Raw genomic sequence first — 23786 nt, forward strand, 5'->3', positions numbered from 1 at the left:
TCCTCGTATCCCGTTGGAGAAAGAATTCCCGTGAGCTCGACCAATCGCACCGTGGTCGTCACCGGTATCGGCGCAACCACACCGCTGGGTGGCGACGCGGCCTCTACCTGGGAGGGCCTCGTCGCCGGACGTTCCGGTGTCAAGCCCCTGGAGCAGGAGTGGGCCGCCGACCAGGCGGTCCGGATCGCCGCCCCGGTCGCCGTTGAGCCGACCGAGGTGATCGCCCGTCCGCAGGCCCGCCGACTGGACCGCTCGGCCCAGTTCGCGCTGATCGCGGCGAAGGAGGCCTGGGCCGACGCCGGTTTCACCGACAAGGCCGGTGAGGATGGCAACGTCGACCCGGACCGGCTCGGTGCGGTCATCGCCTCCGGCATCGGTGGCGTGACGACCCTGCTCGACCAGTACGACGTGCTCAAGGAGAAGGGCGTCCGCCGCGTCTCCCCGCACACCGTCCCCATGCTGATGCCGAACGGCCCCTCCGCGAACGTGGGTCTGGCCGTGGGCGCCCGCGCGGGCGTGCACACGCCGGTCTCCGCCTGCGCCTCGGGCGCCGAGGCCATCGGCTACGCCATCGAGATGATCCGTTCCGGCCGGGCCGACGTGGTCGTCGCCGGCGGCACCGAGGCGGCGATCCACCCGCTGCCCATCGCCGCGTTCGGCAACATGATGGCGATGTCCAAGAACAACGACGACCCCGAGGGCGCCTCGCGCCCCTACGACGTCGCCCGGGACGGCTTCGTCCTCGGCGAGGGCGCCGGTGTGGTCGTCCTGGAGTCCGCCGAGCACGCCGCCAAGCGCGGTGCGCGGGTGTACGCCGAGGCGGTCGGCCAGGGGATCTCCGCCGACAGCCACGACATCGTGCAGCCGGAGCCGGAGGGCCGCGGCATCGCGCACGCCCTGCAGAACCTGCTGGACCGCACCGACCTGCAGCCGTCGGAGATCGTGCACGTCAACGCGCACGCCACCTCGACGCCGGCCGGTGACATCGCCGAACTGAAGGCGCTGCGGAAGGTGTTCGGCGACGACACCGACCACATCGCGGTGTCGGCGACCAAGTCGATGACCGGGCACCTGCTCGGTGGCGCCGGTGGTGTCGAGACGGTCGCGACCGTGCTCGCCCTGTACCACCGGGTGGCTCCGCCGACCATCAACGTCGAGAACCTCGACCCCGAGGCCGAGGCCAACGCGGACGTGGTCCGCGGCGAGGCCCGCAAGCTGCCGGTCGAGGGCCGTATCGCCGCGCTGAACGACTCGTTCGGCTTCGGCGGGCACAACGTGGTGCTGGCGTTCAGGACCGTCTGAGCGGCTTCCCTGCGCAGCTGAAGGGCCCCCACCTCGTGAGGTGGGGGCCCTTCAGCATGTACGTCGGATCACATGTCGTCAGACGACCTGGTGCAGCCAGCGCACCGGCGCTCCCTCTCCCGCGTACCGGAACGGCTCCAGCTCGTCGTCCCACGGCTTGCCGAGGAGCTTGGCGATCTCGGCCTCCAGGTCCGTCTCACCGTGCTGGGAGCGGGTCAGCGCGGCGCGCAGCCGGTCCTCGGGGATCAGGATGTCGCCGTGGATGCCGGTCACCGCGTGGAAGATGCCGAGGTCGGGGGTGCAGCTGTAGCGCTCGCCCTCCGCCGTGGGGCAGGGTTCCGCGGTCACCTCGAAGCGCAGCAGGTGCCAGCCGCGCAGCGCCGAGGCCAGCTTGGAGGCGGTGCCGACCTCGCCCTTCCAGGAGAACTCCGAGCGCCAGGTGCCGGGCGCGGCGGGCTGCCGGATCCAGTCGAGGTTGACGCGCGTGCCGAGCACCCCGGCGACGGCCCACTCGACATGCGGGCACAGCGCGCGCGGCGCGGAGTGCACGTACAGAACTCCACGTGTCGTCACCGGGACCTCCGGGCAGAGCGGGACATCTTGCGAACTGGCGGACGGCCGTGGCCGGGCGGCCACGTTGATGGCGAGGCTACCGTGCGGCGGCGCAAGGAGTGTGACGTACCGTCGGTCCCGATGCCGTGAAACGCCCGCCATTCACCCGGCAGGACGCCTGTACGGGGTCCATCCGTTGCATCGCGCGCGCTCGGGAACTCCCACGCGTTGTATGGGGAGGGGAGCAGTAGCCGACGACCGAGGGGATCAGCAGCGGATGCGGAAGACCGGTCACCGCAAGCGAGCCGTGCTCGCCGTGCTGTCCGCGGCCGTCCTGGGCCTGGCCGGCTGTGACGCCGTCGGGGGGAACTCACCGGGGCCGTCGCGGACGGACGTGGAGCGGGTGAAACCGAAGCCGACGCCGGTGTGGGACCGCAGCCCAGAGTCGCTCGCGGCCGTCGGCGACTCCATCACCCGCGGCTTCGACGCCTGCTCGGTGCTCTCGGACTGCCCGGAGGTGTCGTGGGCGACCGGCAGCAGCGCGGACGTGGACAGTCTCGCGGTACGGCTGCTGGGCGAGACCAAGGCCGCCGAGCGGAGCTGGAACTACGCGGTGACCGGGGCCCGGATGGCGGACCTGCCCGGGCAGATGGCGCAGGCGGCGACCCGTAGACCCGAGCTGGTGACGGTGATGGCCGGGGCCAACGACGCCTGCCGGGACACCACCGACGCGATGACCTCGGTCGCCGACTTCCGCTCCCAGTTCGAGGAGGCGATGCGGACGCTGCGCGGGGCGCTGCCGAAGGCGCAGGTGTACGTGGCGAGCGTGCCGGATCTGAAGCGGCTCTGGTCCCAGGGGCGGACCAATCCACTGGGCAAGCAGGTGTGGAAGCTCGGCATCTGCCCCTCGATGCTCGGCGACGCGGACGCGCTGGACTCGGCGGCGACGCTGCGCCGGGAGACCGTGCGGAAGCGGGTGGAGGACTACAACAGGGTGCTCAAGGAGGTGTGTGCCAAGGACCGGCGGTGCCGCTTCGACGGGGGCGCGGTGTACGCGTACCGCTTCGGCACGGACCAGCTGAGCCGCTGGGACTGGTTCCACCCGAGTGTGAACGGCCAGGCGCGGCTGGCGGAGATCGCGTACCGCACCGTCACGGCGAAGTCGGGGTGACTTAGTGTTCGGCTCATGGTTTCGCACATGAACGAACTCTTCGGAACACTTTCCGACGGCACGGCGGTGCACCGCTGGACCCTGGAGCGGGCCGGTGTGCGGGTGCGGGTGCTGACGTACGGCGGGATCGTGCAGTCGTTGGAGGTCCCGGACCGGGACGGGGTCGCCGACAACGTGGTGCTGGGGTTCGCGGAGCTGAGCGACTACCCGGCTCATCCGGGGCCGTACTTCGGCGCTCTGGTGGGGCGGTACGCCAACCGGATCGCGGGCGGCCGCTTCACCCTGGACGGGCTGACGTACGCGCTGCCGGTCAACAGCGGCCGGAACTGTCTGCATGGCGGTGAGCGCGGCTTCGACCAGCGGGTGTGGGAGGCGGAGCCGGTCGAGCACGGGGTACGGCTGAGCCGGTTCGCCGCGCGCGGCGAGGAGGGCTTCCCGGGGCGTCTGGAGGTGTCGGCGACGTACTCCCTGGAGGCGTCCGGGGCGCTGCGGATCGCGTACGAGGCGGTGACGGACGCGCCGACGGTGGTGAATCTGACGAACCACAGCTACTTCAACCTGGCCGGGGCGGGTTCGGGGAACGCGGGCGGGCATGAACTGCGCCTCGCCGCCTCCCGTTACACACCGGTGGACGAGGATCTGATCCCGACGGGGGTGGAGCCGGTCCTCGGGACCCGGTTCGACTTCCGCGCACCGCGCGAGGTGGGCGCCGGCTACGACCACAACTTCGTGCTCGACAAGGGCGTCACCGAGGTCCCCTTCGAGGTCGCCGAGCTGCACGACCCGGGGTCCGGGCGGGTGCTGGCGGTGTCGACGACCGAGCCCGGCGTCCAGCTGTACACCGGCGACCATCTCGCCGAGCCCTTCGCGCCCGGCGACGGCATCGCCCTGGAGACGCAGCACTTCCCCGACTCCCCCAACCGGCCGGACTTCCCGAGCACGGTACTGCGGCCGGGCGAGCTGTACCGGTCGGCGACGGTGTACGCGTTCTCGGTGCGCTGAGACGACACGAGCCCCGGCCCGGGCGTCAGGTCCCGGACCGGGGCTGTCCATGGGGAAGGTGTCCCGCGTCAGACGTTAATCGCCGCGGTGAGCCTGCGGTCGGTGATCGAGCGGCTCGCGTGGATCTCGTACGAACCCTTCACAAATGACCATGAGTTGGTCTTCTCGTCCCAGATCTCGAAGGCACGGCGCGGAATCCGCACGACGGCCTCGACCGTCTCCCCCGGCTCCGCCGCCACCTGCGCGAACCCGGCCAGCGCCCGCGCCGGGCGTTCCGCGTCGGGCTCGGCCGGGGCCAGATAGAGCTGCACGACCTCGCGCCCGGCCCGCTCGCCGGTGTTGCGCAGCCGGATCCGCGCGGTCGTTCCCTCGATCTCCAGCGACTGGTAGGCCCACTCGGTGTAGCCGAGGCCGTGTCCGAAGGGGTACGAGGGGGTGCGGCCCTGCTTGTCCCAGGCGCGGTAGCCGATGAAGACGCCCTCGTCGTAGGGCAGTTCACCGTCCTCGGGGACGACCCGGGTGACCGGGGCGTCGGCCAGCGAGCCCCAGGTGGTGGGCAGCCGGCCGCCGGGCTCCTCGGCGCCGGTCAGCACGTCCGCGAGGGCCGCGCCGCCTTCCTGGCCGGGGAACCAGCTGAGCAGGACGGCGGCGACCTGCTCGCGCCACGGCAGTTCCACCGGGGAGCCGGAGTTGACGACCACGACGGTGTTGGGGTTGGCGGCGGCGACGGCGCGCACCAGGTCGTCCTGGCGGCCGGGGAGGTTGAGGTCGGTGCGGTCGAAGCCCTCGGACTCCACGCGGTCGGTGGTGGCGACGACGACCACGGCGGTGTCGGCGGCCCGCGCGGCCTCGACGGCCTCGGCGATCAGCTCGTCCGCGTCGCGCTGCGGGCCCTGGTGGGCGAGCGTGAAGCCGATGGCCTTGATCGGGGCGTCCTCGGGGAGGGCGATGACATGGGTGAGGGAGACCTCGACGGGCTCCCCGGCCGTGAGCGCGGCCTCGGCGCGGGGTTCGGAGGCGCCGAAGAAGCTGATGAAGGGGTCGTCGCTGTCCGCGCCCTGGACGCCGTCGAAGTACGTCGTGCCGGCGACGGTGAGGGTGAAGGCGCCGAGTCCCTTGATGCCGAGGGTGTGCGGGCCGGACTCGCGCGGGGTGAAGGTGCCGGTCAGCTCCACGGTGTGCAGGGAGTCGTGGGTGACGCCGTCGGGGAGGTCCGAACCCATCCACTGGATCTGGCCGTTGGGGACGGGGAGGCTGCCGATGACGTTGCCGTCGGCGTCGCGGCAGACGGCCCGCAGGGCGAATCCCTGGTCGGCGACGGCGAGTTCGGTGTTCGGGTCGGCGCCCACGGCATAGGTGACGTCCGGCAGTACGGCGGTGAGGCCGTCCAGCGGGGAGACGATCCGGGACGGGAAGACGGTGGCGGAGCCGCCGCCGAGGACCCGGGCGTCACGGGCGGCGGCGCCGATCAGGGCGACCCGGCCCGGCTTGAGCGGAAGGGCGCCCTCGTTGCGGACCAGCACGAAGGAGCGGCGGGCGATCTCGCGGGCCAGTGCCTCCCCGTCGACCTCGGCGGGCGGCTCGGACACCGCGGGCTCGGCGCCTTCCAGGGCACCGACCCGGGCGGCCAGGCGCAGCACGTTGCGTACGGCGTCGTCGACGAGGGACTCCTCGACCTCCCCCGCGCGCACGGCCGCCGCGAGGGCCGGGCCGTACACCGTGTCCGGGCCGGGCATGGCGACGTCGAGGCCGCCCTCGATGGCGCCGGTGGTCGAGCGGGCGGCCATCCAGTCGGAGACGTTGAAGCCGTCGAAGCCCCACTCGCCGCGCAGGATCTCGTTCACGAGATGGCGGTGCTCGGTCATCGTGGTGCCGTTGACCGAGTTGTACGCGGTCATGATGCCCCAGGGGTGGGCGTTCTCCACGATGGTCTCGAAGGGGGCCAGGTACAGCTCGCGCAGGGCGCGTTCGCCGACGGTGTTGTTCACCGTGAAGCGGTCGGTCTCGGCGTCGTTGGCGACGAAGTGCTTGACGGTGGTGCCGACGCCGCCGGACTGGACGCCGGACACATAACCCGCGCCGATCAGACCGGTGAGGTACGGGTCCTCGCTGTAGGCCTCGAAGTGCCTGCCGCCGAGCGGGGAGCGGTGCAGGTTGACGGTGGGCGCGAGCAGGACGTGCACGCCCTTGCGGCGGGCCTCCTGGGCGAGCAGCACCCCGGCGCGGCGGGCGAGTTCCGGGTCCCAGGTGGCGGCGAGGGCGGTCGGGGAGGGCAGCGCGACGGAGGGGTCGTCGGCGGTCCAGCGCACGCCCCGGACGCCGATCGGGCCGTCGGACATGACGAGGGACTTCAGGCCGATCTCCGGCAGCGCGGGCAGGGTCCACATGTCCTGGCCGGCGAGCAGTCGCGCCTTCGCGTCGAGGGTGAGCCGGGCGAGGGCGGTCTCGACGGGCGCCTCGCGTGCTTCGTCGGCCTGGGTGCGGGTTCCCGCCATGGCGGTGCCTCCTCGGTGAGTCCGTACTGTGCCTCCATCCTGCATCGGTTCCCTGTAGACCGGTAGGTTTCGTTATCTTGCTGTAATATGGGGCGTGGGAGGATGCCGTACGGTGACGCCATGAACGCCAGGGTCAGGAGCGAGGAGCGCCGCGCCGAGATCGTGCGCGCGGCCCTCGAGGTGATCGCCGAGCGCGGCTACCGGGGCGCCAGCCTCGCCGCGGTCGCGGAGCGGGTCGGACTCACCCAGCAGGGGCTGCTGCACTACTTCCCGACCAAGGACGCGCTGCTGGTCGCCGTGCTGAAGGAGCGCGACCAGTGGGACGCGGTGCCGGACACCAAGTGGCGGGTCGATCTGCTCGCCTCGCTGGTGGAGTACAACGCGATGCGGCCCGGCATCATCCAGACCTTCTCCGCGCTGCTCGGCGAGAGCGTCACCGAGGGGCATCCGGCCCGCGAGTACTTCACCGAGCGCTACAGCCGCGTCCGCTCCAGCATGGCGGAGGTGCTGCGCGCCGAGTACGGCGACCGGCTGCCCAACGGCCTGACCCCGGAACGCACCGCACCCCTGCTCGTCGCGGTCATGGACGGCCTGCAGTACCAGTGGCTGCTGGACCCGGAGTCGGTGGACATGCCGGGCGCCTTCCGGGACTTCCTCAGGCTGCTGGGCGAGGAGTGACCGCGGCCACCACCTCGATCTCGATCAGCGCCTCGGGCCGGAACAGCTTCGGCACCTCGAAGGTCATGCTGGTGGGCGGCGTCCCGGTGATCAACTCCCGTCGCACGGCGGCGTATTCGGCGAGCTGGGAGATGTCCGTCAGGTAGGTGCGGATGTTGATGATGTCGGCGAGGGTCGCGCCGTGTGCGGCGAGCAGGGCCTCCAGGATCGCGAACACACCCCGGCTCTGCTCCCGAAGCGTCTCGCCCTCGGCGATCTGGCCCGAGACGAACAACAGCACGCCCCCGTCGCCGTGTTCGACCCGGGCGACCTGCGAATAGGCGGGGCTGTAGGGCTGGGGCGCGGCGGCGGGGTTGTCGAGCGTGACCTTCATACGGTGCTCCCGGTACGGATGCGGGCGGCGGCGGAGGAGATGTCGGCGTCGGGGACACCGGCCTTGCGGTAGTGCTCCAGTACGGCGTCCAGGGCGGGAAGTTGTGCCACGGAGGCGGCCAGGCCGAGGTCCTTCACGGCAAGTTCGGTGCCGAAGTGCACACCGTCGGCGAAGGCACGGGCGACCGCACCGCTGATCGGGGTCGCTTCGAGGGCGCCTCGGGCGACGGTGTCGTCCACACCGAGGGCGTCCGCGAGCCGCAGGCACTCGGCGACCAGCGCGACCCCGCCGAGCACGGCCGAGTTCACGACGAGCTTCAGCGCGGCCCCGGTGCCGAGCGGCCCGGTGCGGGTGACCGCGCCGAGCACACCGAGTACGCCGGCGACACCCTCCACCGCACCGCCCGCGAGAATCCGCAGCTCACCGGCGGCCACCTTGTCGGTGCTGCCCAGCACGGGCGCGTCGACGACGGCCACCGTGGCACCGAGCCGCGCGGCGAGATCCCGTACCGCCTCGGGGCCGACGGTCGACATGTCGATCCAGTGGGTGCCGGGACGCAGGGCGGGTACGGCGGCCTCGGCGACCGAGGCGAGGGCGTCGGGGCCCGCGAGCATCGTGACGACGACGTCCGCGTCCCGCACCGCCTCGGCCGGACCGCCGGCCACGGCCGCGCCCTCGGCGGCGAGCGGCCCGGCCTTGGCCGCCGTACGGTTCCACACGGTCAACGGATGCCCGGCGCCCAGGAGTCGACGGGCCATCGGAGCGCCCATGTGCCCCAGGCCCAGAAAGGCGATCTTCTGCATGCGGTAGACGCTAGGCCCGCCTGATTGATGCGACAAGCGAATGTCTAGCATGGCAGCCATGCCGAATCAGCATCCCGCCCCGGACCCCGACCTCTCCACCGTCTGGCTCCGGGCCTTCCTGGAAGTCGCCCGGCACGGCTCCTTCACCGTCGCCGCCCGGACCCTGGGCTGGACCCAGTCCGCGGTGTCCCGGCAGATCTCCTCCCTGGAGGGCGCGCTCGGCGGCGCCCCGCTCTTCGACCGGCTGCCCCGGGGCGTACGGCTGACCGAGGCGGGCCGGATCCTCGTCCCGTACGCGGAGACCGTGGCCGAGGCGCTGCACGGGGCCGGGCGGGAGCTGGCGGACCTGCGGGAGGCGGCGGGCGGACGGCTGCGCTTTGGTGCCTTCGCCACCGCCGACGCGGCGCTGGTGCCCCAGGCGCTGGCCGCGTTCCGGTCCCGCCATCCGCGCGTGCACGTCTCGCGCGAGGAGGGCCTGACCCCGGCCTTGCTGGACCGCCTGACGACGGGCCATCTCGACCTGGCGGTGGTCTCCACGACGGGGGGCGCTCCGCTGGAGGCGTACGAGCTCCACCACCTCCTCGACGAGTCGCTGTACGTGGCGGTCCCCGCCGGCCATGAGCTGGCCGGAACGGGCCCGGTCCGCCTCTGCGCACTCGCCGACGCCGACTGGATCTCCGGCGGCCCGCGCCCCGAGGGCACCCTGCTGGACGCGGCCCTGCGCCAGGGCTTCCGGCCACGCGTGGCCCACGTCGTCGGCGAGTGGACCGCCAAGCAGGGCTACGTCGCCGCGGGCCTCGGCGTGACGCTGGTCCCGGCGCTGGCGGCGGCTTCCGTACGCCCCGACATCGCGCTGGTGCCGGTGCTCGACGAAGCGGCGCCCGCGCGGGCGGTGTACGCGGCGACGGCACGCGGGCGTTCGCTCACCCCGGGCGGGGAGGCGTTCCTGGCGGCACTGCGGGAGGCGGCGGCGGGGGTTCCGGCGCCCTGAAGGTTCCAGCACCCTGAAGGTTCCGGCGCCCCGAAGCGGGGAAGCGAGCTGTCATCACGCTCCTCCTCCGCAACGGAAGGACCGGATTTCCCTTGAATCTCATACGTGTTGGGATCTGCGCGCTGGGTCTGGCGCTGGCCACCAGCCTCGCGGCGCCCACGACCGCGACCGCCGCCACAGGCCCCACGGTCGAGGAGCAGCGGCTCGGCCGGGCGGTGCCCCAGGAGATCCTGAGCCGGTCCGGATTCGACACCGTGGCACCGGAGTTCGCGCGGGCGTTGTCGGGGGCGCGGTCCTACGCCGAGGCCCGCGCGGTCGTCGTACGCGAGGGAAGCGCGCTGTGGCGGAGGGCCGTGGAGCGGGCGCAGGGGCGGGGGCCGTCGGCCGGGGATCTGAGCCGGGACGACGACCGGCCGCTGTACTGGGCGCGGCTGGGGATGACGCGGGAAGTGCGGTCCTGGGAGCCGGAGTTCGGACTCTCCGACGATCAGCGGGCCGCGCTGCTCGGGCAGTTGGAGCGAAGCTCGCGCGGGCAGACCGCGATCCGCTATCCGCACGGCAAGGGGCTGAAGCGGATCCTGGTCACCGGGTTCGACCCGTTCACCCTGGACCGGGACATCCGGATCTCCAACCCCTCCGGGGCGACCGCTCTCGCGCTGGACGGCACAGTGGTGGAGACCGCGGAGGGTCCCGCGCGGATCGAGACGGTGGTGTTCCCCGTGCGCTGGCAGGACTTCACGGACGGGACGGTGGAGCGGACGCTACGGCCGTATCTGAAGGGCGTCGACCTGCTCACCACGGTCAGCCAGGGCCGGGTCAAGCGGTTCGACGTCGAACGGACCAACGGGGCCTGGCGGGGCGGCTTCCCGGACAACGACAACATCGGCCGCACCGAGACCGTGCCGGTCACTGATCCGGCCTCGCAGCCGCAGTGGACGACGACGACCCTGCCGTACGAGAGGATCGTGGCGGCCACGACGGGCCGGTTCCCGGTGTACGACAACACGAGCGTGACGGAGATCCCGGCGGGCGGCACACAGCCCGTGGTGCGGCCGGAGGGGCCGACGCCGGGTTCGACCGCGCGGGCCGGAGGCGGCGGCGACTACCTCTCCAACGAGGTCGCCTACCGTGCGACGCTGCTGAGGGACCGCCTGGGCCTGCACGACTCGCTGCCGGCCGGGCATGTGCACACGCCGGTGCTGCAGTTCGGGACCGGCAACACCTCCGAGGTGACCGATCCGGAGTTCGTGCGCAACCGTCTGGACATCATCGCGCAGGTGCGGGCGATCATCACGATCGCGCTCACGCGCTGACGTCCTGGCTCTCCGGCTCGCCGTCGGCCGTCTCCTCGCCGAGGAGGTCGCGGGCCATGAGGGTGGCTCCGGCCACCGCGCCCGGCATCAGGAAGATCGCGACGAACGGCACGACGAAGGCCACGCCGAGCGGGGTGCCGAAGCCCCACACCAGGGTCCTGCGGGAGCGCAGGAGGCGGAGCCGGTCACGGACTTCGACACCGCGGCGCTGCATGGCGACCGCGGTGAGCTCCTCAGTGAGGAAGAAACCGGTGACCATGAACCCGATCACCGGGACGACCGTCTGGCCGACGACCGGGACGAAGCCCAGCGCGAAGAGCAGGATGCCCCACAGCGCGGCCCGTACGACGATCCGGAGGCTGTCGCGGGCCGAGATCCACAGCTCGCGCCAGAGCGGCAGCCCCGACTCGGGGGCGGTGCCGTCCGGGGAGACGTCCCGGTCGACCTTCTCCGAGAGGTTCTCGTAGAAGGGCTGGCCGATCAGCAGGGTGACCGCGGTGAAGGTGACGGCGACGAGGAGCAGGGCGAGGGCGAACAGCAGACCGGTCAGGAACCCGCGGAACAGCCCGAGCCAGGGGCTCGACCAGTCGTCGGCGAACGGCGTGGACCAGCCTACGAAGTCGTCACCCCAGAGCACGAGCCCGACGAGCGCCGCCACATACAGAACGAAGGTGATCAGCCCCGGGATCAACCCGAACCCGTACTGCTTACCGTGCCGGGCCACCCACCGCTGCCCCTCCAGCAGATACCGGAAACCCACCCCAAGATCGCGCATGCCCGAACTCTATCGGTCGGCCCCGCACCCCCTGCCGGTCAGCCCGCCGCCACCGTCACCACCACTCCCCGTTCCGCTGCCGGGGACACCGCCGCCGATACGCGTACCGCCGCCGAGCGGGCGACGCGGCCTGCGCGGGAGGCGCTGGAGAGCAACAGGGGCTGGAGTTGTTCCAGGCCTGCCATGAGGAGTTCCTCGCCGGCGAGGAGGACCGGGCGGGCCGCCTTCGTGGTGGCCGCCGCCGCTTCCGTCAGGTCGGCCAGTGGGGGGAGGGTGGCGCGTACGGCGTTGGCGCCCGCCGTCGCCGCTCGTTCGGCCAGGGACACCTGGAGCGGGATCAGAGGGGCCACCGCCGCCGTCAGCGCGTCCGTGATGCGGCGCAGTTCCGGGGTCGCTTCGGTCAGGACTTCCGTTGCCTCCCGCAACACGGGGGTCAGGGCCAGCAGGATGCCCGCCACCAGGCCGGCGGCAGCCGGGAGCAGGGGCGAGGCCGCCTCCACCAGGTCACCCAGTGCCGTCGCGAACTCCTCCACCGCCGGTTCCACCGCGTCCAGCACCGGCAGCAGGCTGTCGCCCAGTGCGGCGAGGAGGGCCTGGGCCGGTTCGCTGACCGGGTGGACGGCCAGCGGGGCGCCCGTGGCGCCCAGGCGGGTGAGGGTCTCGACCGTGCGGTAGAAGGCCTCCTGCGCCTGCGGGGACGCGCTCGCCTCGGCCAGTTCGGCGGTGGTCCGGCGCAGCACCCGGAGCATCTCCTGGCCCGAACCGTCCCTCGGGTCCAGGGTGTTCACGGCGATCCTGGTGAGGTTCCCGGCCGTGTCCAGGAGCTGGCCGGTGATGTCGGTGGTGTTGCGTGCCATGCGCAGTACGTCGTCCCTGCTGGGCAGCGTGGGGATCGTCGCCATGTGCTCTCCTCGGCTCGGGCACCGTCGCCCTCAGGATGCCCGCTCCCCCGCCGCCGGGTGGGCCATCCGGGGCATCGGTGACACCAACTCCCTCTTGTTGGAGTTGAGTCGAACAGGTACACCTCGCCGTACCGATCTCAGGAAGACCCGGAGGAGGTACGCGTGCGCACCACAAGAACCGTCCCCGTCCTCGCCCTTGTGACCGCCGGATCCCTGTTCCTCACCCCGCACAGCGCCGTCGCCGACCGTCCCGCGCCCACCCGTGAGTCCGCCGCCCCCGACGACCGGGCGGCCCGCGCCCCGGAGAGCGCCGCGCTGCGGGCCCTCGCCGAGGACACCCCGCTCGCCCGTCACGTACGGGGCTATCCCCGCGAGCAGGTCCTCTCCCCCGACCCCGAGAACCCCGGCGACAAGTCCCTGAAGCTGGGCCTCACCCCGTACCACGCCATCGCGCCCGAGCTGAACGCCCTGCAGCGCCTCGGCGACCGGGTGAGCGTGGAGATCGCGGGCCGCTCGGCCGGCGGCCACCGGCTCTATCTCGTCACCGTCACCGCCCCGGAGACCGCCCGCCAGGCCCGTGCGCAGGAGCGGATGCGGGAACTCATCGAGAACGCGCCCGCCACGGCCGCCAAGTCCCCCGAGATCAGGAAGAGTTACAAGACTCCCGTCTTCCTCAACAACAACATCCACGGCAACGAGTGGGAGGGCACCGACGCCTCCCTGAGGCTGATCCGGCGGCTGGCCGCTGCCGATGACAGCGGGACCAAGGATCTCCTCGCCCATTCCCGCCTCTACTTCAACATCACCGCCAACCCGGACGGCCGGATCGCCGGCACCCGCGCCAACGCCAACGGCTTCGATCTGAACCGGGACTTCGTGACCGCCTCGCAGCCGGAGACCCGCGCGATGCGGCAGATCGTGATCGACAAGCAGCCGGCGGTCATGCTCGATCTGCACGGGTACGTCAACGGCACCCTCATCGAGCCCACCACTCCCCCGCACGGCGAGAACTACGAGTACGACCTGTTCCTGAAGAACACCTACGCCAACGCCCTGGGGATGGAGGCCGCCGTCAACGGCCTCGGCCACACCCCGCAGAAGGACGGCGTACAGCCCGCGCAGATCCCCTTCCGCGACCAGGAGGAGGGCTGGGACGACTGGCCGCCGATCTTCACCCCGCAGTACGCGGCCTTCCACGGCACGGTCGCCGCGCACACGGTGGAGATCCCGCTGCGGGTGAACAACCAGTCGTACGACACCCTGCCGGTCGAGGAGTTGCGCCGCCGCTCGGCCATCAACACCGACGTGGCGGGCGCCGCGCTCCAGGCCACCCTCGACTTCGTCCAGGAGCGCGGCACCTCGCTCGTCGCCGACCAGATCGAGGTGTTCCGGCGCGGGGCGAGCGGGGCGCCCCAGGTACCGGTCTCGGCGGAGACCGTTCCCGGCGTTCCCGGCATCGGCCCGGAGGACGTCTACACGACCACCTTCCCCCGCGCGTACGTGATCCCCGGGGGCACCACCGCGGCCGCCCGCCTGGTCGACCACCTGATCGCCAACGACGTCCGCGTCACCCGCGCCGCCCATTCCTTCCGGCTCGCCGGGCGGACGTACCCGAAGGGCTCCTACGTCGTCGACCTGCGCCAGCCCCGGCGTGGGATGGCGAACGTGCTGCTGGCCGACGGGCGGGACATCAGCGACAGGGTCTCGGCGATGTACGACATCTCGGGCTGGAGCCTGGGACGGCTGTGGGGCGCCGAGGTGGAACCGGTGCGCGAGGGGAGCCTGAGCGGGCTTTTGCTGCGGCCCGTCGAGGCCGCGGCCGGCGTCGGTCACGTCGCCCCGCGCGGCGACCTGCGGCTGCGCCTGACCGACCCGAGCGAACTGGCCGCCCTCAACTACCTGCTGGAGCAGGGCGTTTCGGTACGGCAGGCTCCGGACGGCAGTGCGGTCGTACCCGGCACGGCGCGCGCCCGGGCGGCCGTGGCGGCACGGACGTACGACGTCGTGTTCGAGGCGACGCGGATCGGCGGCGGCAGCGAGCTGCGCCGGGTGCGGGTGGCCGCCGCCGTCACTCCGGGCGAGCTGTTCGCGCTGCGGGAGATGAACTTCGACGTCACCCCGGTCTCCACGGCGGTGCTCGACGCGGGCTTCGACTGGTCCGGGGTGGATGTGCTGTTCGTGTCGGCGGGGCTGGACCGGGAGGCCCTCACACAGACCGCCCGCGCCTCCCTGGACGCCTTCCTCGCCGGGCACGGGCTCGTCGGGCGGGGTGCGGTGGGCGCGGCGCTCAACTCGGCGGCCGGGCTGCTGGCGGCGCGGCCGGTGGAGGGCAACGGGGACGCCAACGGCGTGGTGCGGCTGGTGAATCCGGACGGCACGGCCGACGATGGGTTCGTGTACGCGCCGGTGTGGTTCACCGACCTCGGGCCGGGGGTGCGGGTGGAGCAGTCGTACGCGACCGGGAATCCGCTCCTGTCCGGGCACTGGCGGGCGGACGCGGACGGCTCCGGCGGTCCGGCGGCCGCGGCGGGACAGGCGGCGGTGGTCAGCGGTCCGCGCGCGGTGCTGTTCGGCACCGAGCCGCTTTTCAGGGATCATCCCAAGGGGGAGTTCGCCCAGTTGGGAAGGGCACTGTTCACCATGGCACACGCGCACAGCGGCTAGTCGACAACGGAGGAGTGCGGATGACGAGGGAGATCCACGGCACCGTCGCGGACGGATTCGAGGCGGTGCGCGAGGAGTTCGCGGCCTTCGTGGCGACGGAACGGCCCGACTACGAAGGGCAGTTGTGCGCGTATGTGCACGGCCGCAGGGTCGTCGACCTGTGGACCGGGGACGGCGTGGACGGGGAGTCGCTGTACGGCGTGTTCTCCTCGACCAAGGGTGCCGCCCATCTGGTGGTCGCCCTCCTGGTGCAGGACGGCACCCTCGAACTGGACCGCAAGGTGACGTACTACTGGCCGGAGTTCGGGGCGGAGGGCAAGGGCGCGCTGACCCTGCGCGATCTGCTGGCGCACCGGGCCGGTCTGGTCGGCCTGGACGCCGGGTTCTCCGAGGAGGAGCTGGCCGACGACCGGGTCATCGCGGAACGGCTCGCCGACCAGCGGCCGTTCTGGCGCCCCGGGACCGCGTTCGGCTACCACGCCCTGGTCATCGGCGCGCTGACCGGCGAGGTCGTACGGCGCGCCACGGGCCGTTCGCTCCAGGAGGTCTACGAGGAGCGGGTGCGGTCGCCGTACGGGCTGGACTTCTATCTGGGTCTGCCCGCCGCCCTCGAACCCCGCTTCCGTCCGGTGCAGCCGATGGCGCCCACGCCCGAGCAGCAGGCCCTGCTGGACTCGGCGCTCACCGGTCCGCACACGCTCTCCTCGATCGCCTTCAACACGCATGTGCCCGAGCCCGGTGAGCTGGTGGACCACGCCAACTCCCGTACCGTGCGCGCCAAGGGACCGGCGTCGGCGGGCGGGATCGCCGCCGCGCGCGGCCTCGCGGGGATGTACGCGGCGGCGATCAGCGAGGTGGACGGGCGTCCGCCGCTGCTGAAGCCGGACACGGTGGCCGAGGTGGGGCAGATCCACTCCGTGGGGTACGACCTGGTCGCCCGTGCGCACAAGGCGTTTGGGCTTGGCTTCCAGGCGACGGCGGACGTCTGGTACCCGTTCCTGGGCGCGGGTGCCTTCGGCCACAGCGGGGCGGGTGGGTCCCAGGCTTTCGCCGATCCGCGGAGCGGGCTGGCGTATGGGTACACCCGGCGTCGGTGTGCGTTTCCGGGGGGTGCGGCGCCGGAGAATGTGCGGTTGGTGAGGGCCGTTCACAGGGCGGCATTGGCGGAATTCGCCTAGCTATTCGAGCGCTGGGTCGTGTGGCGGGTGCGGCCCGGTGGGGGCTGGTCGCGCCCACGCGGCGGAGCCGCAAATCGACATAGCCCCGCGCCCCTTCAGGGCGAAGGCCGCACCCTGGTTCAAGGGGGCGGCCTTCGCCGTAGGTGACAACCCGGCGTCAGGCCAGCGTCACCGTGATGTTGCCCCGCGTCGCCTTCGAGTACGGGCACACCTCGTGGGCCTTCTTCAGCAGGCTCTGGGCCGTCTCCGCGTCCACGTTCGGGATGGACGCGGAGATCTCCACGATGAGGCCGAAGCCCTCGTCGTTCTTGCCGATGCCGACCTTCGCGGTGACGGTCGAGCCCGAGATGTCGGCCTTCTCCTGGCGGGCGACGACGCCCAGGGCACCCTGGAAGCAGGCGCTGTAGCCGGCGGCGAACAGCTGCTCCGGGTTGGTGCCGGCGCCGCTGCCGCCCATCTCCTTCGGCGGGTTCACTACGACGTCGAGCTTGCCGTCGTCGGTGGCGACCCGGCCGTCGCGACCGTTCTCGGCGGTGGCGACGGCGGTGTACAGGACGTCGGTCTGCTGGATGGACATGTGGTGTCTTCTCCTCCTCGGTCCGCCGCGACTCGCGCCCACGATCGACGGCGGTTTCGGAAAGAAGTTACCGCATGCCGGAAATCCAGCACAGACCCCGGCGGGCCCTACAGCTTGACGATCATCTTTCCGGTGTTGTCGCCGCGCAGAACCCCGAGGAACGCCTCCAGGTTGTTCTCGATGCCCTCGACGACCGTCTCGCGGTACTTCAGCGCGCCCGAGGCGACCCAGGGGCCGACCTCCTGGACGAACTGCGGCTGGAGGTCGTAGTGGTCGCCGACCAGGAAGCCCTCGATCCGGCCGCGGGTCTGGATCAGCCGGGCGAGGTTGCGCGGGCCGGGGGCGGGCTCGGTGTTGTTGTAGACCGAGATCATGCCGCAGACCGCGATCCTGCCGTCCCGGTTGAGCTGCCCGATGGCGGCCTCCAGGTGGTCACCGCCGACGTTGTCGAAGTAGACGTCGACACCGTCCGGGGCGGCCTCCCGCAGCTGGTCGCTGACCTTGCCGTTCTTGTAGTTGAAGGCCGCGTCGAAGCCGTACTCCTCGACCAGCAGCTTGACCTTCTCGTCGGAGCCGGCCGAGCCGATGACCCGGGAGGCGCCCTTGAGCTTGGCGATCTGGCCGACCTGGCTGCCCACGGCACCCGCGGCGCCGGAGACGAAGACGGAGTCGCCCTCCTTGAAGGAGGCGGTGCGCAGCAGGCCCGCGTAGGCGGTGAGGCCGGTCATGCCGAGCACGCCGAGGTACGTCGACAGGGGCGCGGCGCTCGCGTCGACCTTGACGGTCTGGGCGGCGCCGACGGTGGCGTACTCGCGCCAGCCGCCGAAGTGCAGGACGTGGTCGCCGGGGGCGATGCCGTCGATGTTCGAGGCGACGACCTCGCCGACGGCGCCGCCCTGCATGGCCTTGCCGAGCTCGAAGGGGGCGACGTAGGACTTGGCGGCGCTCATCCGGCCGCGCATGTACGGGTCGACCGAGAGGTACGCGTTCCGCACCAGCACCTCGTCCGGCCCTGGCTGCCGGATCTCCGCCTCGACCAGGGCGAAGTCCTCGGGCTTCGGCCAGCCGACCGGGCGGCTGAGCAGGTGCCACTCACGGCTGACGGCGGGGAGGGCGGGGGTCTCGGACATGGGGGTGACCTTCCTGAATACTTCAGTACCTGAAACAACCATGCGCCTGAATATTTCAGGATGTCAAGCATCGGGTTAGGCTGGACGACATGGCTGATGAGCTGACCTTGGAGGTCGTCGACCTGATCGGGTCGGTCGTGGCGCGGTACCACGAGGAGTACGAGGAAGCTGCCGCTGAGCATGCGCTGACCGGGGCGCAGGCTCGGTTGCTGGGGTTGCTGTCCCTGGAGCCGCTGCCGATGCGGAAGCTGGCGCAGCGGTTGAAGTGCGAGCCGTCGAATGTGACCGGGATCGTCGACCGGCTGGAGTCACGCGGGCTCGTGGAGCGGCGGCCCGATCCCGCGGACCGGCGGGTGAAGGTGGCCGCCGCTACGGCCGAGGGGCGGCGGGTGGCTCGTAGCCTGCGTGAGTCCCTCCGGTTCGCGCGCGAGCCGCTCGCCGGGTTGTCCGATGACGAGCGGCTGGCTCTGCGGGGTCTACTGCGACGGATGCTGGAGTCGTAGCACCGTCAGCTGCACCACCAGAGAAACCGGGTGCACGTCTCCGACGGTTCCGGCTCCGGTTCCGGATCCGGTTCCTGTGTCGTCGGTTCCGCCGTCGGAGCCGGCGTCGGATCCGCCTGCGTCGGTTCGGGGGCCGCCGTAGTGCCCGGCTGGACGCCACCCTCCGTCGTCGACGACTGGGGCTCCTTCGTCGGCTTGTCCTCCGGCTTCTCGGACTCCTCGCCGGACTTGGACGGTGACGGGGACGCCGAGGTGCTCGGGGACGCCGAGCCCCACACCTCGTCCTCGGAGTTGCTGATGGGCTCCGCCGGATCGGTCGCCTCCTCCTTCGCGCCGCCGTCCACCGAAGCGTCGCCCGCCGCGGCCGGGGCCGGTGAGGAGCCGGGGGCGTCCATGCCCAGCTCGGCGAGGCTCAGGCCGCCCGCGGCCAGCAGGAAGCCCGCGGCGATCAGCAGGGTGCGGCGGCGCCGGCGCCGGTGTGCCGCCGCCTTGCGGTCCCGTCGGCTCGTGCCGGCACCCGCTTCCGGGCGGGACTCCTCCTCCACCTCGGCCTCGGGCTCGTAGGGGTCCTCCGGCGCGCGCGACGCCTCTTCGCTCGCGTACGCGCGGAGTTCTTCGACCGGCGCGCCGCAGCCCGGGCAGGCGAGGGCGCCATTCAGGTGCCGTCGGCACGGGTGGCAGTAGTCCATGACGCGGGAAGACTAAGTTCCGCACAGACAACGTTCATAGGGCCGCCTGTGAAAGTTGTGTGCGGAATGATCCTCTCCGGTGCGCCGAGGTTTCGAAAAGCCCGAAACCGTTATGCGTTCGACCCATTGACACCCCCGCCGCCCGCTCCCTACTGTCACGTCAGCATTTCGAACGTGTGTCGAAATCTCGAACACACGCAACGAGCCGACGACGCAGCAAGGGACAACTGCCGTGCGCATCACCGGAATCAGCACACACGTGGTCGGAACGCCGTGGCGCAACCTGACCTACGTACAGGTGCACACCGACGAGGGGATCTCGGGAGTCGGCGAGACCCGGATGCTGGGCCACACCGACGCGCTGATCGGATACCTGCGGGAGGCCGAGGCCAACCACATTCTCGGTTCCGACCCGTTCGCAGTGGAAGACCTCGTCAAGCGGATGAAGTACGGCGACTACGGCCGCGCGGGTGAAATCGTGATGTCCGGTATCGCCGTCATCGAGATGGCCTGCTGGGACATCAAGGGCAAGGCGCTGGGCGTGCCGGTCTGGCAGCTGCTCGGCGGCAAGGTCACCGACAAGGTCAAGGCGTACGCCAACGGCTGGTACACCACCGAGCGCACCCCGGAGGCGTACCACAAGGCGGCCCAGGGCGTGATGGAGCGCGGGTACAAGGCGCTCAAGATCGACCCCTTCGGCACCGGGCACTTCGAGCTCGACCACCAGGAGACCCTGTACGCCGTCTCCCTGATCGAGGCCGTGCGGGACGCCATCGGCCCCGAGGCCGAGCTGATGCTGGAGATGCACGGCCGCTTCTCCCCCTCGACCGCGGTCCGGCTCGCCAACGAGCTTGCCCCCTTCAAGCCCGCCTGGCTGGAGGAGCCCTGCCCGCCGGAGAACCTCAAGGCGCTGGAGAAGGTCGCCGCCAAGGTCGACATGCCGGTCGCCACCGGTGAGCGGATCCACGACCGGATCGAGTTCCGCGAGCTCTTCGAGAGCCAGGCCGTCGACATCATCCAGCCCGACGTCGGCCACATCGGCGGCATCTGGGAGACGCGGAAGCTGGCCGCCACCGCGGAGACCCACTACATGCTGGTCGCCCCGCACAACGTCGGCGGGTCCGTGCTGACCGCCGCCTCCCTCCAGGTCGGGTTCACCTCGCCCAACTTCAAGATCCTGGAGCACTTCAACGACTTCGCTGACGCCGACATCAAGAAGGTCGTCAAGGGCGCCCCGCAGGTCGTCGACGGGTACTTCCACCTCTCCGACGCCCCCGGTCTCGGGGTCGAGTTCGACGCCGACGCCGCCGCCGAGTTCCCGCAGCAGCAGGCCCGGTTCGACCTGTGGGCCGAGGGCTGGGAGCAGCGCAAGCCGAAGGGCACGCAGTGAGCTCCGCCGTCGTCGTCGAGGCGCCCGGCGAGCACCGGCTGACCTCGCACGAACCGCGGCGGCCCGAGGCCGGCGAGGCGCTGGTCCGCGTCCACGCGGTCGGCATCTGCGGCAGCGACCGCGAGGTCTACCAGGGCAACCGGCCCGAGGGGTACGTCCGTTACCCGCTCACCCCCGGTCATGAGTGGTCGGGTACCGTCGAGGCGGTCGGCGCCGGAGTCCCCGCGGAGCTGGTCGGCCGCAAGGTCGTCGGGGAAGGTTTCCGCAACTGCCAGGTCTGCGACCGCTGCCACGCCGGTGAGACCACGCTGTGCACCGCCGGGTACGAGGAGACCGGGTTCACCCAGCCCGGTGCCATGGCGAGCACGCTGACCCTGCCGGCGCGGCTGCTGCACGTCCTGCCGGACGACTGCGATCTGACGGCCGCCGCACTGCTGGAGCCGGCCGCCTGTATCGCCGCCGCGGCGATCAAGGCGAACGCCCGCCCGGGCGAGCGGGTCGCGGTGGTCGGCACCGGGACGCTCGGCATGTTCGCCGTGCAGTTCCTGCGCGCCGGCTCGCCGGGCGAGCTGCTGGTGGTGGGCACCCGGCGGGACCGGGAGGTGCTGTCGCGGGAGTTCGGGGCCACCGACTTCCGCACCAAGGACCAGGACCTGCCGGACGACTTCGACGTGGTCGTCGAGACCGCCGGCTCCGCCGACGCCGCCCGGGTCTCGGCCGGGCTGCTCCGGCGCGGCGGGCGCCTGGTCCTGACCGGGATCCCGGCGCCGGGCGCGCTCGGTCTGGACCCCACCGATCTCGTCGTACGGCAGCTGGAGGTGCACACCGTGTTCGGGGCGCCGCCGGAGGCCTGGGCGCACACGGCGCGGGTGTTCGCGGCGGGGCTGCTCGATCCGCTGCCGCTGGTCACGCACGAGCTGCCGCTGGACGGGTTCGCGCGCGCCATCGAGCTGGTGGGGTCGGGCGATCCGAAGGTCGGCAAGGTCCTCCTGCGCCCCTGACCGTACGCCGGTGCGGGGGTTACCTGACGGCCCCCGCACCGGCGTACACCCACCACTCCGTCTTCCCCTACCCAAAGCCGCGAACTTCGTCCGGTATATCGAACAAGAAGGACAGCTTGTGACCGACGCTTCCGCCACGGCAGCCCGTCGACCCGGTGAGCAGGCGCTCGCCGCCCTCGGCCTGGGCGCGCCCGAGCTCTCCCCCGACGACGCCTCGCCCCACGCCTTCCCGGGCGGCGGCCGCTGGCGCACCGAGATTCCCTCCTGCGAGGGTCCCGAAGCGCTGGCCGTGGTCCTGAAGGAGGCCTCGCGGCTCGATGTGCCGATCCACCGGATCAGCCAGGGCAGCGGGGTGTGGATGCTCACCGACTCGGAGATCACCGAGATGGTCGAGGCCACCGCCGAACGCGACATCGAGCTCTGCCTGTTCACCGGGCCGCGCGGCACCTGGGACATCGGCGGCTCCACGCGCACCGACTCGCGGGGGGCCGGACTGCGCGCCCGGGGACACGACGCCGTCGCCGGGTGCGTCGAGGACGCCGTACGCGCCACGGAGCTGGGTGTGAAGTGCCTGCTCGTCGCCGACGAGGGCGTGCTGTGGACCCTGCACCGGGCGCGGACCGCCGGGATCATCCCGGCGGACACGACGCTCAAGGTGAGCGCGCTCATCGGTCCGGTCAACCCGGCCGCGTACGCCGTGTACGAGCGGCTCGGTGCCGACTCCGTCAACGTGCCCAGCGATCTGACGCTCGATCACCTCACCGAGATCCGGCGGGTGTCCGCCGCCCCCATGGACATGTACATCGAGGCCCCCGACGATCTCGGCGGCTATGTGCGCATGTACGAGGTCGCCGAGCTGATCCGGCGCGGCGCACCGCTCTATCTGAAGTTCGGCCTGTCGAAGGCCCCCGGGATCTACCCCTACGGCCATCACCTGCGCGAGCTGACCCTGTCGACCGCCAAGGAGCGGGTGCGCCGGGGCCGACTGGCCCTGGACCTCCTCGCCCGGCACGGCGCCGACGGGGACATGGCCCCCCTGGGCTCCCGGCTGCCCGGCAATCTGCGACGTTTCGAAACATCTTCATAAAGGTTTCGACGCCACCTCTTCACAGAAGCCGACGCAGCCAAACAGAATCCCACACACCCAGTCGTGCTGAGACATCAAGGAAGATGACCATGCGCAATCGCCGAGCCGCACTCGCCGCCATAGCCACCGCCGCCTCCCTCGCCCTCACCCTGACCGCCTGCGGCCAGGACTCCGAGGGCGGCAGTGAGGAGGGCAAGGGGAGCACCGAAGGCGCCACCATCGGTATCGCGATGCCGACCAAGTCCTCCGAGCGCTGGATCGCCGACGGCAACAACGTCGAGAAGCACCTCAAGGACATGGGCTACAAGACCAAGCTGGTCTACGGCGAGGACGACCCCGATCAGCAGGTCTCCCAGATCGAGAACCTCATCACGCAGGGCGTGAAGGCCCTGATCGTCGCGGCCATCGACAACAAGTCGATGAACAACGTGCTCCAGCAGGCCAAGGACGCCGACATCCCGGTGATCTCCTACGACCGCCTGATCCTCGGCACCGAGAACGTCGACTACTACGCCTCCTTCGACAACGAGAAGGTCGGCGAGCTGCAGGGCACCTACATCGTCGAGAAGCTCGGCCTGAAGGACGGCTCGAAGAAGGGCCCCTTCAACATCGAGCTGTTCGCCGGCTCCAACGACGACAACAACACCCGCTACTTCTTCCAGGGCGCGATGAACGTCCTGCAGCCCTACATCGACAAGAAGCAGCTCGTCGTCCGCTCCGGCCAGACCAACCTCACCCAGGTCACCACCCTGCGCTGGGACGGCGGCACCGCCCAGAAGCGCATGGACGACATCCTGACCTCGGCGTACAAGAGCGAGCGGGTCGACGCGGTGCTCTCGCCGTACGACGGCATCTCCATCGGCATCCTGTCGGCGCTGAAGTCGGACGACTACGGCTCCAAGTCCAAGCCGCTGCCGATCGTCACCGGCCAGGACGCCGAGGTCGCCTCGGTGAAGTCGATCATCGCCGACGAGCAGTCGATGACCGTCTACAAGGACACCCGCGAACTCGCCAAGGTCGCCTCCAACATGGTCGACGCCGTCCTCAACGGCAAGAAGCCCGAGGTCAACGACGACAAGACCTACGACAACGGCTCCAAGGTCGTCCCGGCCTACCTGCTGGACCCGGTCAGCGTCGACAAGGGCAACTACAAGGCGACGGTCGTCGACTCCGGCTACATCAAGGAAAGCGACCTCAACTAACCGCCGTC

22 protein-coding genes are annotated in these 23786 nt (G+C 71.3%); 13 read left to right on the forward strand and 9 right to left on the reverse strand.

The genetic code is table 11. The features are described 5' to 3' along the window. The first annotated feature begins 30 nt into the window (after positions 1–30). Entirely contained in the window at positions 31–1302 is a 1272-nt protein-coding gene (gene fabF, locus AC068Z_RS28570; protein ID WP_478561599.1) for a beta-ketoacyl-ACP synthase II, read from the forward strand. A gap of 78 nt (positions 1303–1380) precedes the next feature. Here fabF and AC068Z_RS28575 read toward each other — a convergent pair whose 3' ends face one another. After that, on the reverse strand, positions 1381–1875 hold the full coding sequence (locus AC068Z_RS28575) for a DUF3145 domain-containing protein (RefSeq protein ID WP_478561602.1): 495 nt from the start codon (positions 1873–1875) through the stop codon (positions 1381–1383). 256 nt (positions 1876–2131) lie between these two features. Between AC068Z_RS28575 and AC068Z_RS28580 the strand changes: the two genes are divergently transcribed. Continuing rightward, positions 2132–3025, forward strand: coding sequence for an SGNH/GDSL hydrolase family protein (locus AC068Z_RS28580; RefSeq protein ID WP_478561605.1), 894 nt, complete (start codon positions 2132–2134; stop codon positions 3023–3025). A gap of 27 nt (positions 3026–3052) precedes the next feature. Beyond that, on the forward strand, positions 3053–4027 hold the full coding sequence (locus tag AC068Z_RS28585) for an aldose epimerase family protein (RefSeq protein ID WP_478561608.1): 975 nt from the start codon (positions 3053–3055) through the stop codon (positions 4025–4027). Between the two features lie 68 nt (positions 4028–4095). Here AC068Z_RS28585 and AC068Z_RS28590 read toward each other — a convergent pair whose 3' ends face one another. Beyond that, the gene (locus AC068Z_RS28590; protein ID WP_478561611.1) at positions 4096–6522 is read right to left on the reverse strand and encodes a beta-glucosidase; all 2427 of its coding nucleotides are present in this window, start codon (positions 6520–6522) and stop codon (positions 4096–4098) included. A 102-nt stretch (positions 6523–6624) separates the two neighbouring features. Here AC068Z_RS28590 and AC068Z_RS28595 point away from each other — a divergent pair, with 102 nt between their 5' ends. Next, entirely contained in the window at positions 6625–7200 is a 576-nt protein-coding gene (locus tag AC068Z_RS28595) for a TetR/AcrR family transcriptional regulator (RefSeq protein ID WP_478561614.1), read from the forward strand. On the opposite strand, the gene AC068Z_RS28600 is transcribed toward AC068Z_RS28595, so the two are convergent. Both AC068Z_RS28600 and AC068Z_RS28605 read right to left on the reverse strand, forming a co-directional pair. Beyond that, entirely contained in the window at positions 7178–7573 is a 396-nt protein-coding gene (locus tag AC068Z_RS28600) for a RidA family protein (protein ID WP_478561617.1), read from the reverse strand. The two genes, AC068Z_RS28595 and AC068Z_RS28600, sit on opposite strands and share 23 nt — an antisense overlap. After that, complete coding sequence (locus tag AC068Z_RS28605) at positions 7570–8376, reverse strand: NAD(P)-dependent oxidoreductase (RefSeq protein WP_478561620.1); 807 nt, start codon at positions 8374–8376, stop codon at positions 7570–7572. Before AC068Z_RS28605 ends, AC068Z_RS28600 begins: the two co-directional genes overlap by 4 nt. 49 nt (positions 8377–8425) lie before the next feature. Between AC068Z_RS28605 and AC068Z_RS28610 the strand changes: the two genes are divergently transcribed. Together AC068Z_RS28610 and AC068Z_RS28615 are read left to right on the forward strand one after the other, a co-directional pair. Further along, complete coding sequence (locus tag AC068Z_RS28610) at positions 8426–9367, forward strand: LysR family transcriptional regulator (RefSeq protein ID WP_478561623.1); 942 nt, start codon at positions 8426–8428, stop codon at positions 9365–9367. A 92-nt stretch (positions 9368–9459) separates the two neighbouring features. After that, positions 9460–10680: a pyroglutamyl-peptidase I gene (locus AC068Z_RS28615; RefSeq protein WP_478561625.1), complete on the forward strand. Its 1221-nt coding sequence runs from the start codon at positions 9460–9462 to the stop codon at positions 10678–10680. Here AC068Z_RS28615 and AC068Z_RS28620 read toward each other — a convergent pair. Both AC068Z_RS28620 and AC068Z_RS28625 read right to left on the reverse strand, forming a co-directional pair. Then, positions 10670–11455, reverse strand: a complete 786-nt coding sequence (locus tag AC068Z_RS28620; RefSeq protein WP_478561627.1) for an EI24 domain-containing protein — start codon at positions 11453–11455, stop codon at positions 10670–10672. The two genes, AC068Z_RS28615 and AC068Z_RS28620, sit on opposite strands and share 11 nt — an antisense overlap. A 38-nt stretch (positions 11456–11493) precedes the next feature. Further along, positions 11494–12357, reverse strand: coding sequence for a serine/threonine-protein kinase (locus AC068Z_RS28625; protein ID WP_478561629.1), 864 nt, complete (start codon positions 12355–12357; stop codon positions 11494–11496). Between the two features lie 162 nt (positions 12358–12519). On the opposite strand from AC068Z_RS28625, the gene AC068Z_RS28630 reads away from it, so the two are divergent. Next, positions 12520–15021 carry a M14 family zinc carboxypeptidase gene (locus AC068Z_RS28630; protein ID WP_478561632.1) on the forward strand — a complete coding sequence of 834 codons (2502 nt, stop codon included), beginning with the start codon at positions 12520–12522 and terminating at the stop codon, positions 15019–15021. A 20-nt stretch (positions 15022–15041) separates the two neighbouring features. Beyond that, positions 15042–16199, forward strand: coding sequence for a serine hydrolase domain-containing protein (locus AC068Z_RS28635; protein WP_478561635.1), 1158 nt, complete (start codon positions 15042–15044; stop codon positions 16197–16199). A gap of 157 nt (positions 16200–16356) precedes the next feature. On the opposite strand, the gene AC068Z_RS28640 is transcribed toward AC068Z_RS28635, so the two are convergent. Both AC068Z_RS28640 and AC068Z_RS28645 read right to left on the reverse strand, forming a co-directional pair. Next, positions 16357–16776 carry an organic hydroperoxide resistance protein gene (locus AC068Z_RS28640; RefSeq protein WP_478561638.1) on the reverse strand — a complete coding sequence of 140 codons (420 nt, stop codon included), beginning with the start codon at positions 16774–16776 and terminating at the stop codon, positions 16357–16359. Between the two features lie 107 nt (positions 16777–16883). Then, positions 16884–17906, reverse strand: a complete 1023-nt coding sequence (locus AC068Z_RS28645) for an NADP-dependent oxidoreductase (protein ID WP_478561641.1) — start codon at positions 17904–17906, stop codon at positions 16884–16886. Positions 17907–17995: 89 nt separating this feature from the next. On the opposite strand from AC068Z_RS28645, the gene AC068Z_RS28650 reads away from it, so the two are divergent. Further along, complete coding sequence (locus AC068Z_RS28650; protein WP_478561644.1) at positions 17996–18409, forward strand: MarR family winged helix-turn-helix transcriptional regulator; 414 nt, start codon at positions 17996–17998, stop codon at positions 18407–18409. Positions 18410–18414: 5 nt separating this feature from the next. Here AC068Z_RS28650 and AC068Z_RS28655 read toward each other — a convergent pair whose 3' ends face one another. Further along, the gene (locus tag AC068Z_RS28655; protein WP_478561647.1) at positions 18415–19098 is read right to left on the reverse strand and encodes an SCO2400 family protein; all 684 of its coding nucleotides are present in this window, start codon (positions 19096–19098) and stop codon (positions 18415–18417) included. 232 nt (positions 19099–19330) lie between these two features. On the opposite strand from AC068Z_RS28655, the gene AC068Z_RS28660 reads away from it, so the two are divergent. The 4 genes from AC068Z_RS28660 to chvE all read left to right on the forward strand — a co-directional run bounded on the left by AC068Z_RS28660 (position 19331) and on the right by chvE (position 23778). After that, entirely contained in the window at positions 19331–20488 is a 1158-nt protein-coding gene (locus AC068Z_RS28660) for a mandelate racemase/muconate lactonizing enzyme family protein (protein ID WP_478561650.1), read from the forward strand. After that, positions 20485–21489: a zinc-dependent alcohol dehydrogenase gene (locus AC068Z_RS28665; protein WP_478561653.1), complete on the forward strand. Its 1005-nt coding sequence runs from the start codon at positions 20485–20487 to the stop codon at positions 21487–21489. Before AC068Z_RS28660 ends, AC068Z_RS28665 begins: the two co-directional genes overlap by 4 nt. A 118-nt stretch (positions 21490–21607) precedes the next feature. Then, positions 21608–22576, forward strand: a complete 969-nt coding sequence (locus AC068Z_RS28670; RefSeq protein ID WP_478561656.1) for a glycosyltransferase family protein — start codon at positions 21608–21610, stop codon at positions 22574–22576. Positions 22577–22665: 89 nt separating this feature from the next. Beyond that, positions 22666–23778, forward strand: a complete 1113-nt coding sequence (gene chvE / locus AC068Z_RS28675) for a multiple monosaccharide ABC transporter substrate-binding protein (RefSeq protein WP_478561659.1) — start codon at positions 22666–22668, stop codon at positions 23776–23778. The last annotated feature ends 8 nt before the right edge of the window (positions 23779–23786 follow it).

Source organism: Streptomyces sp. NPDC043726, from assembly GCF_056436565.1.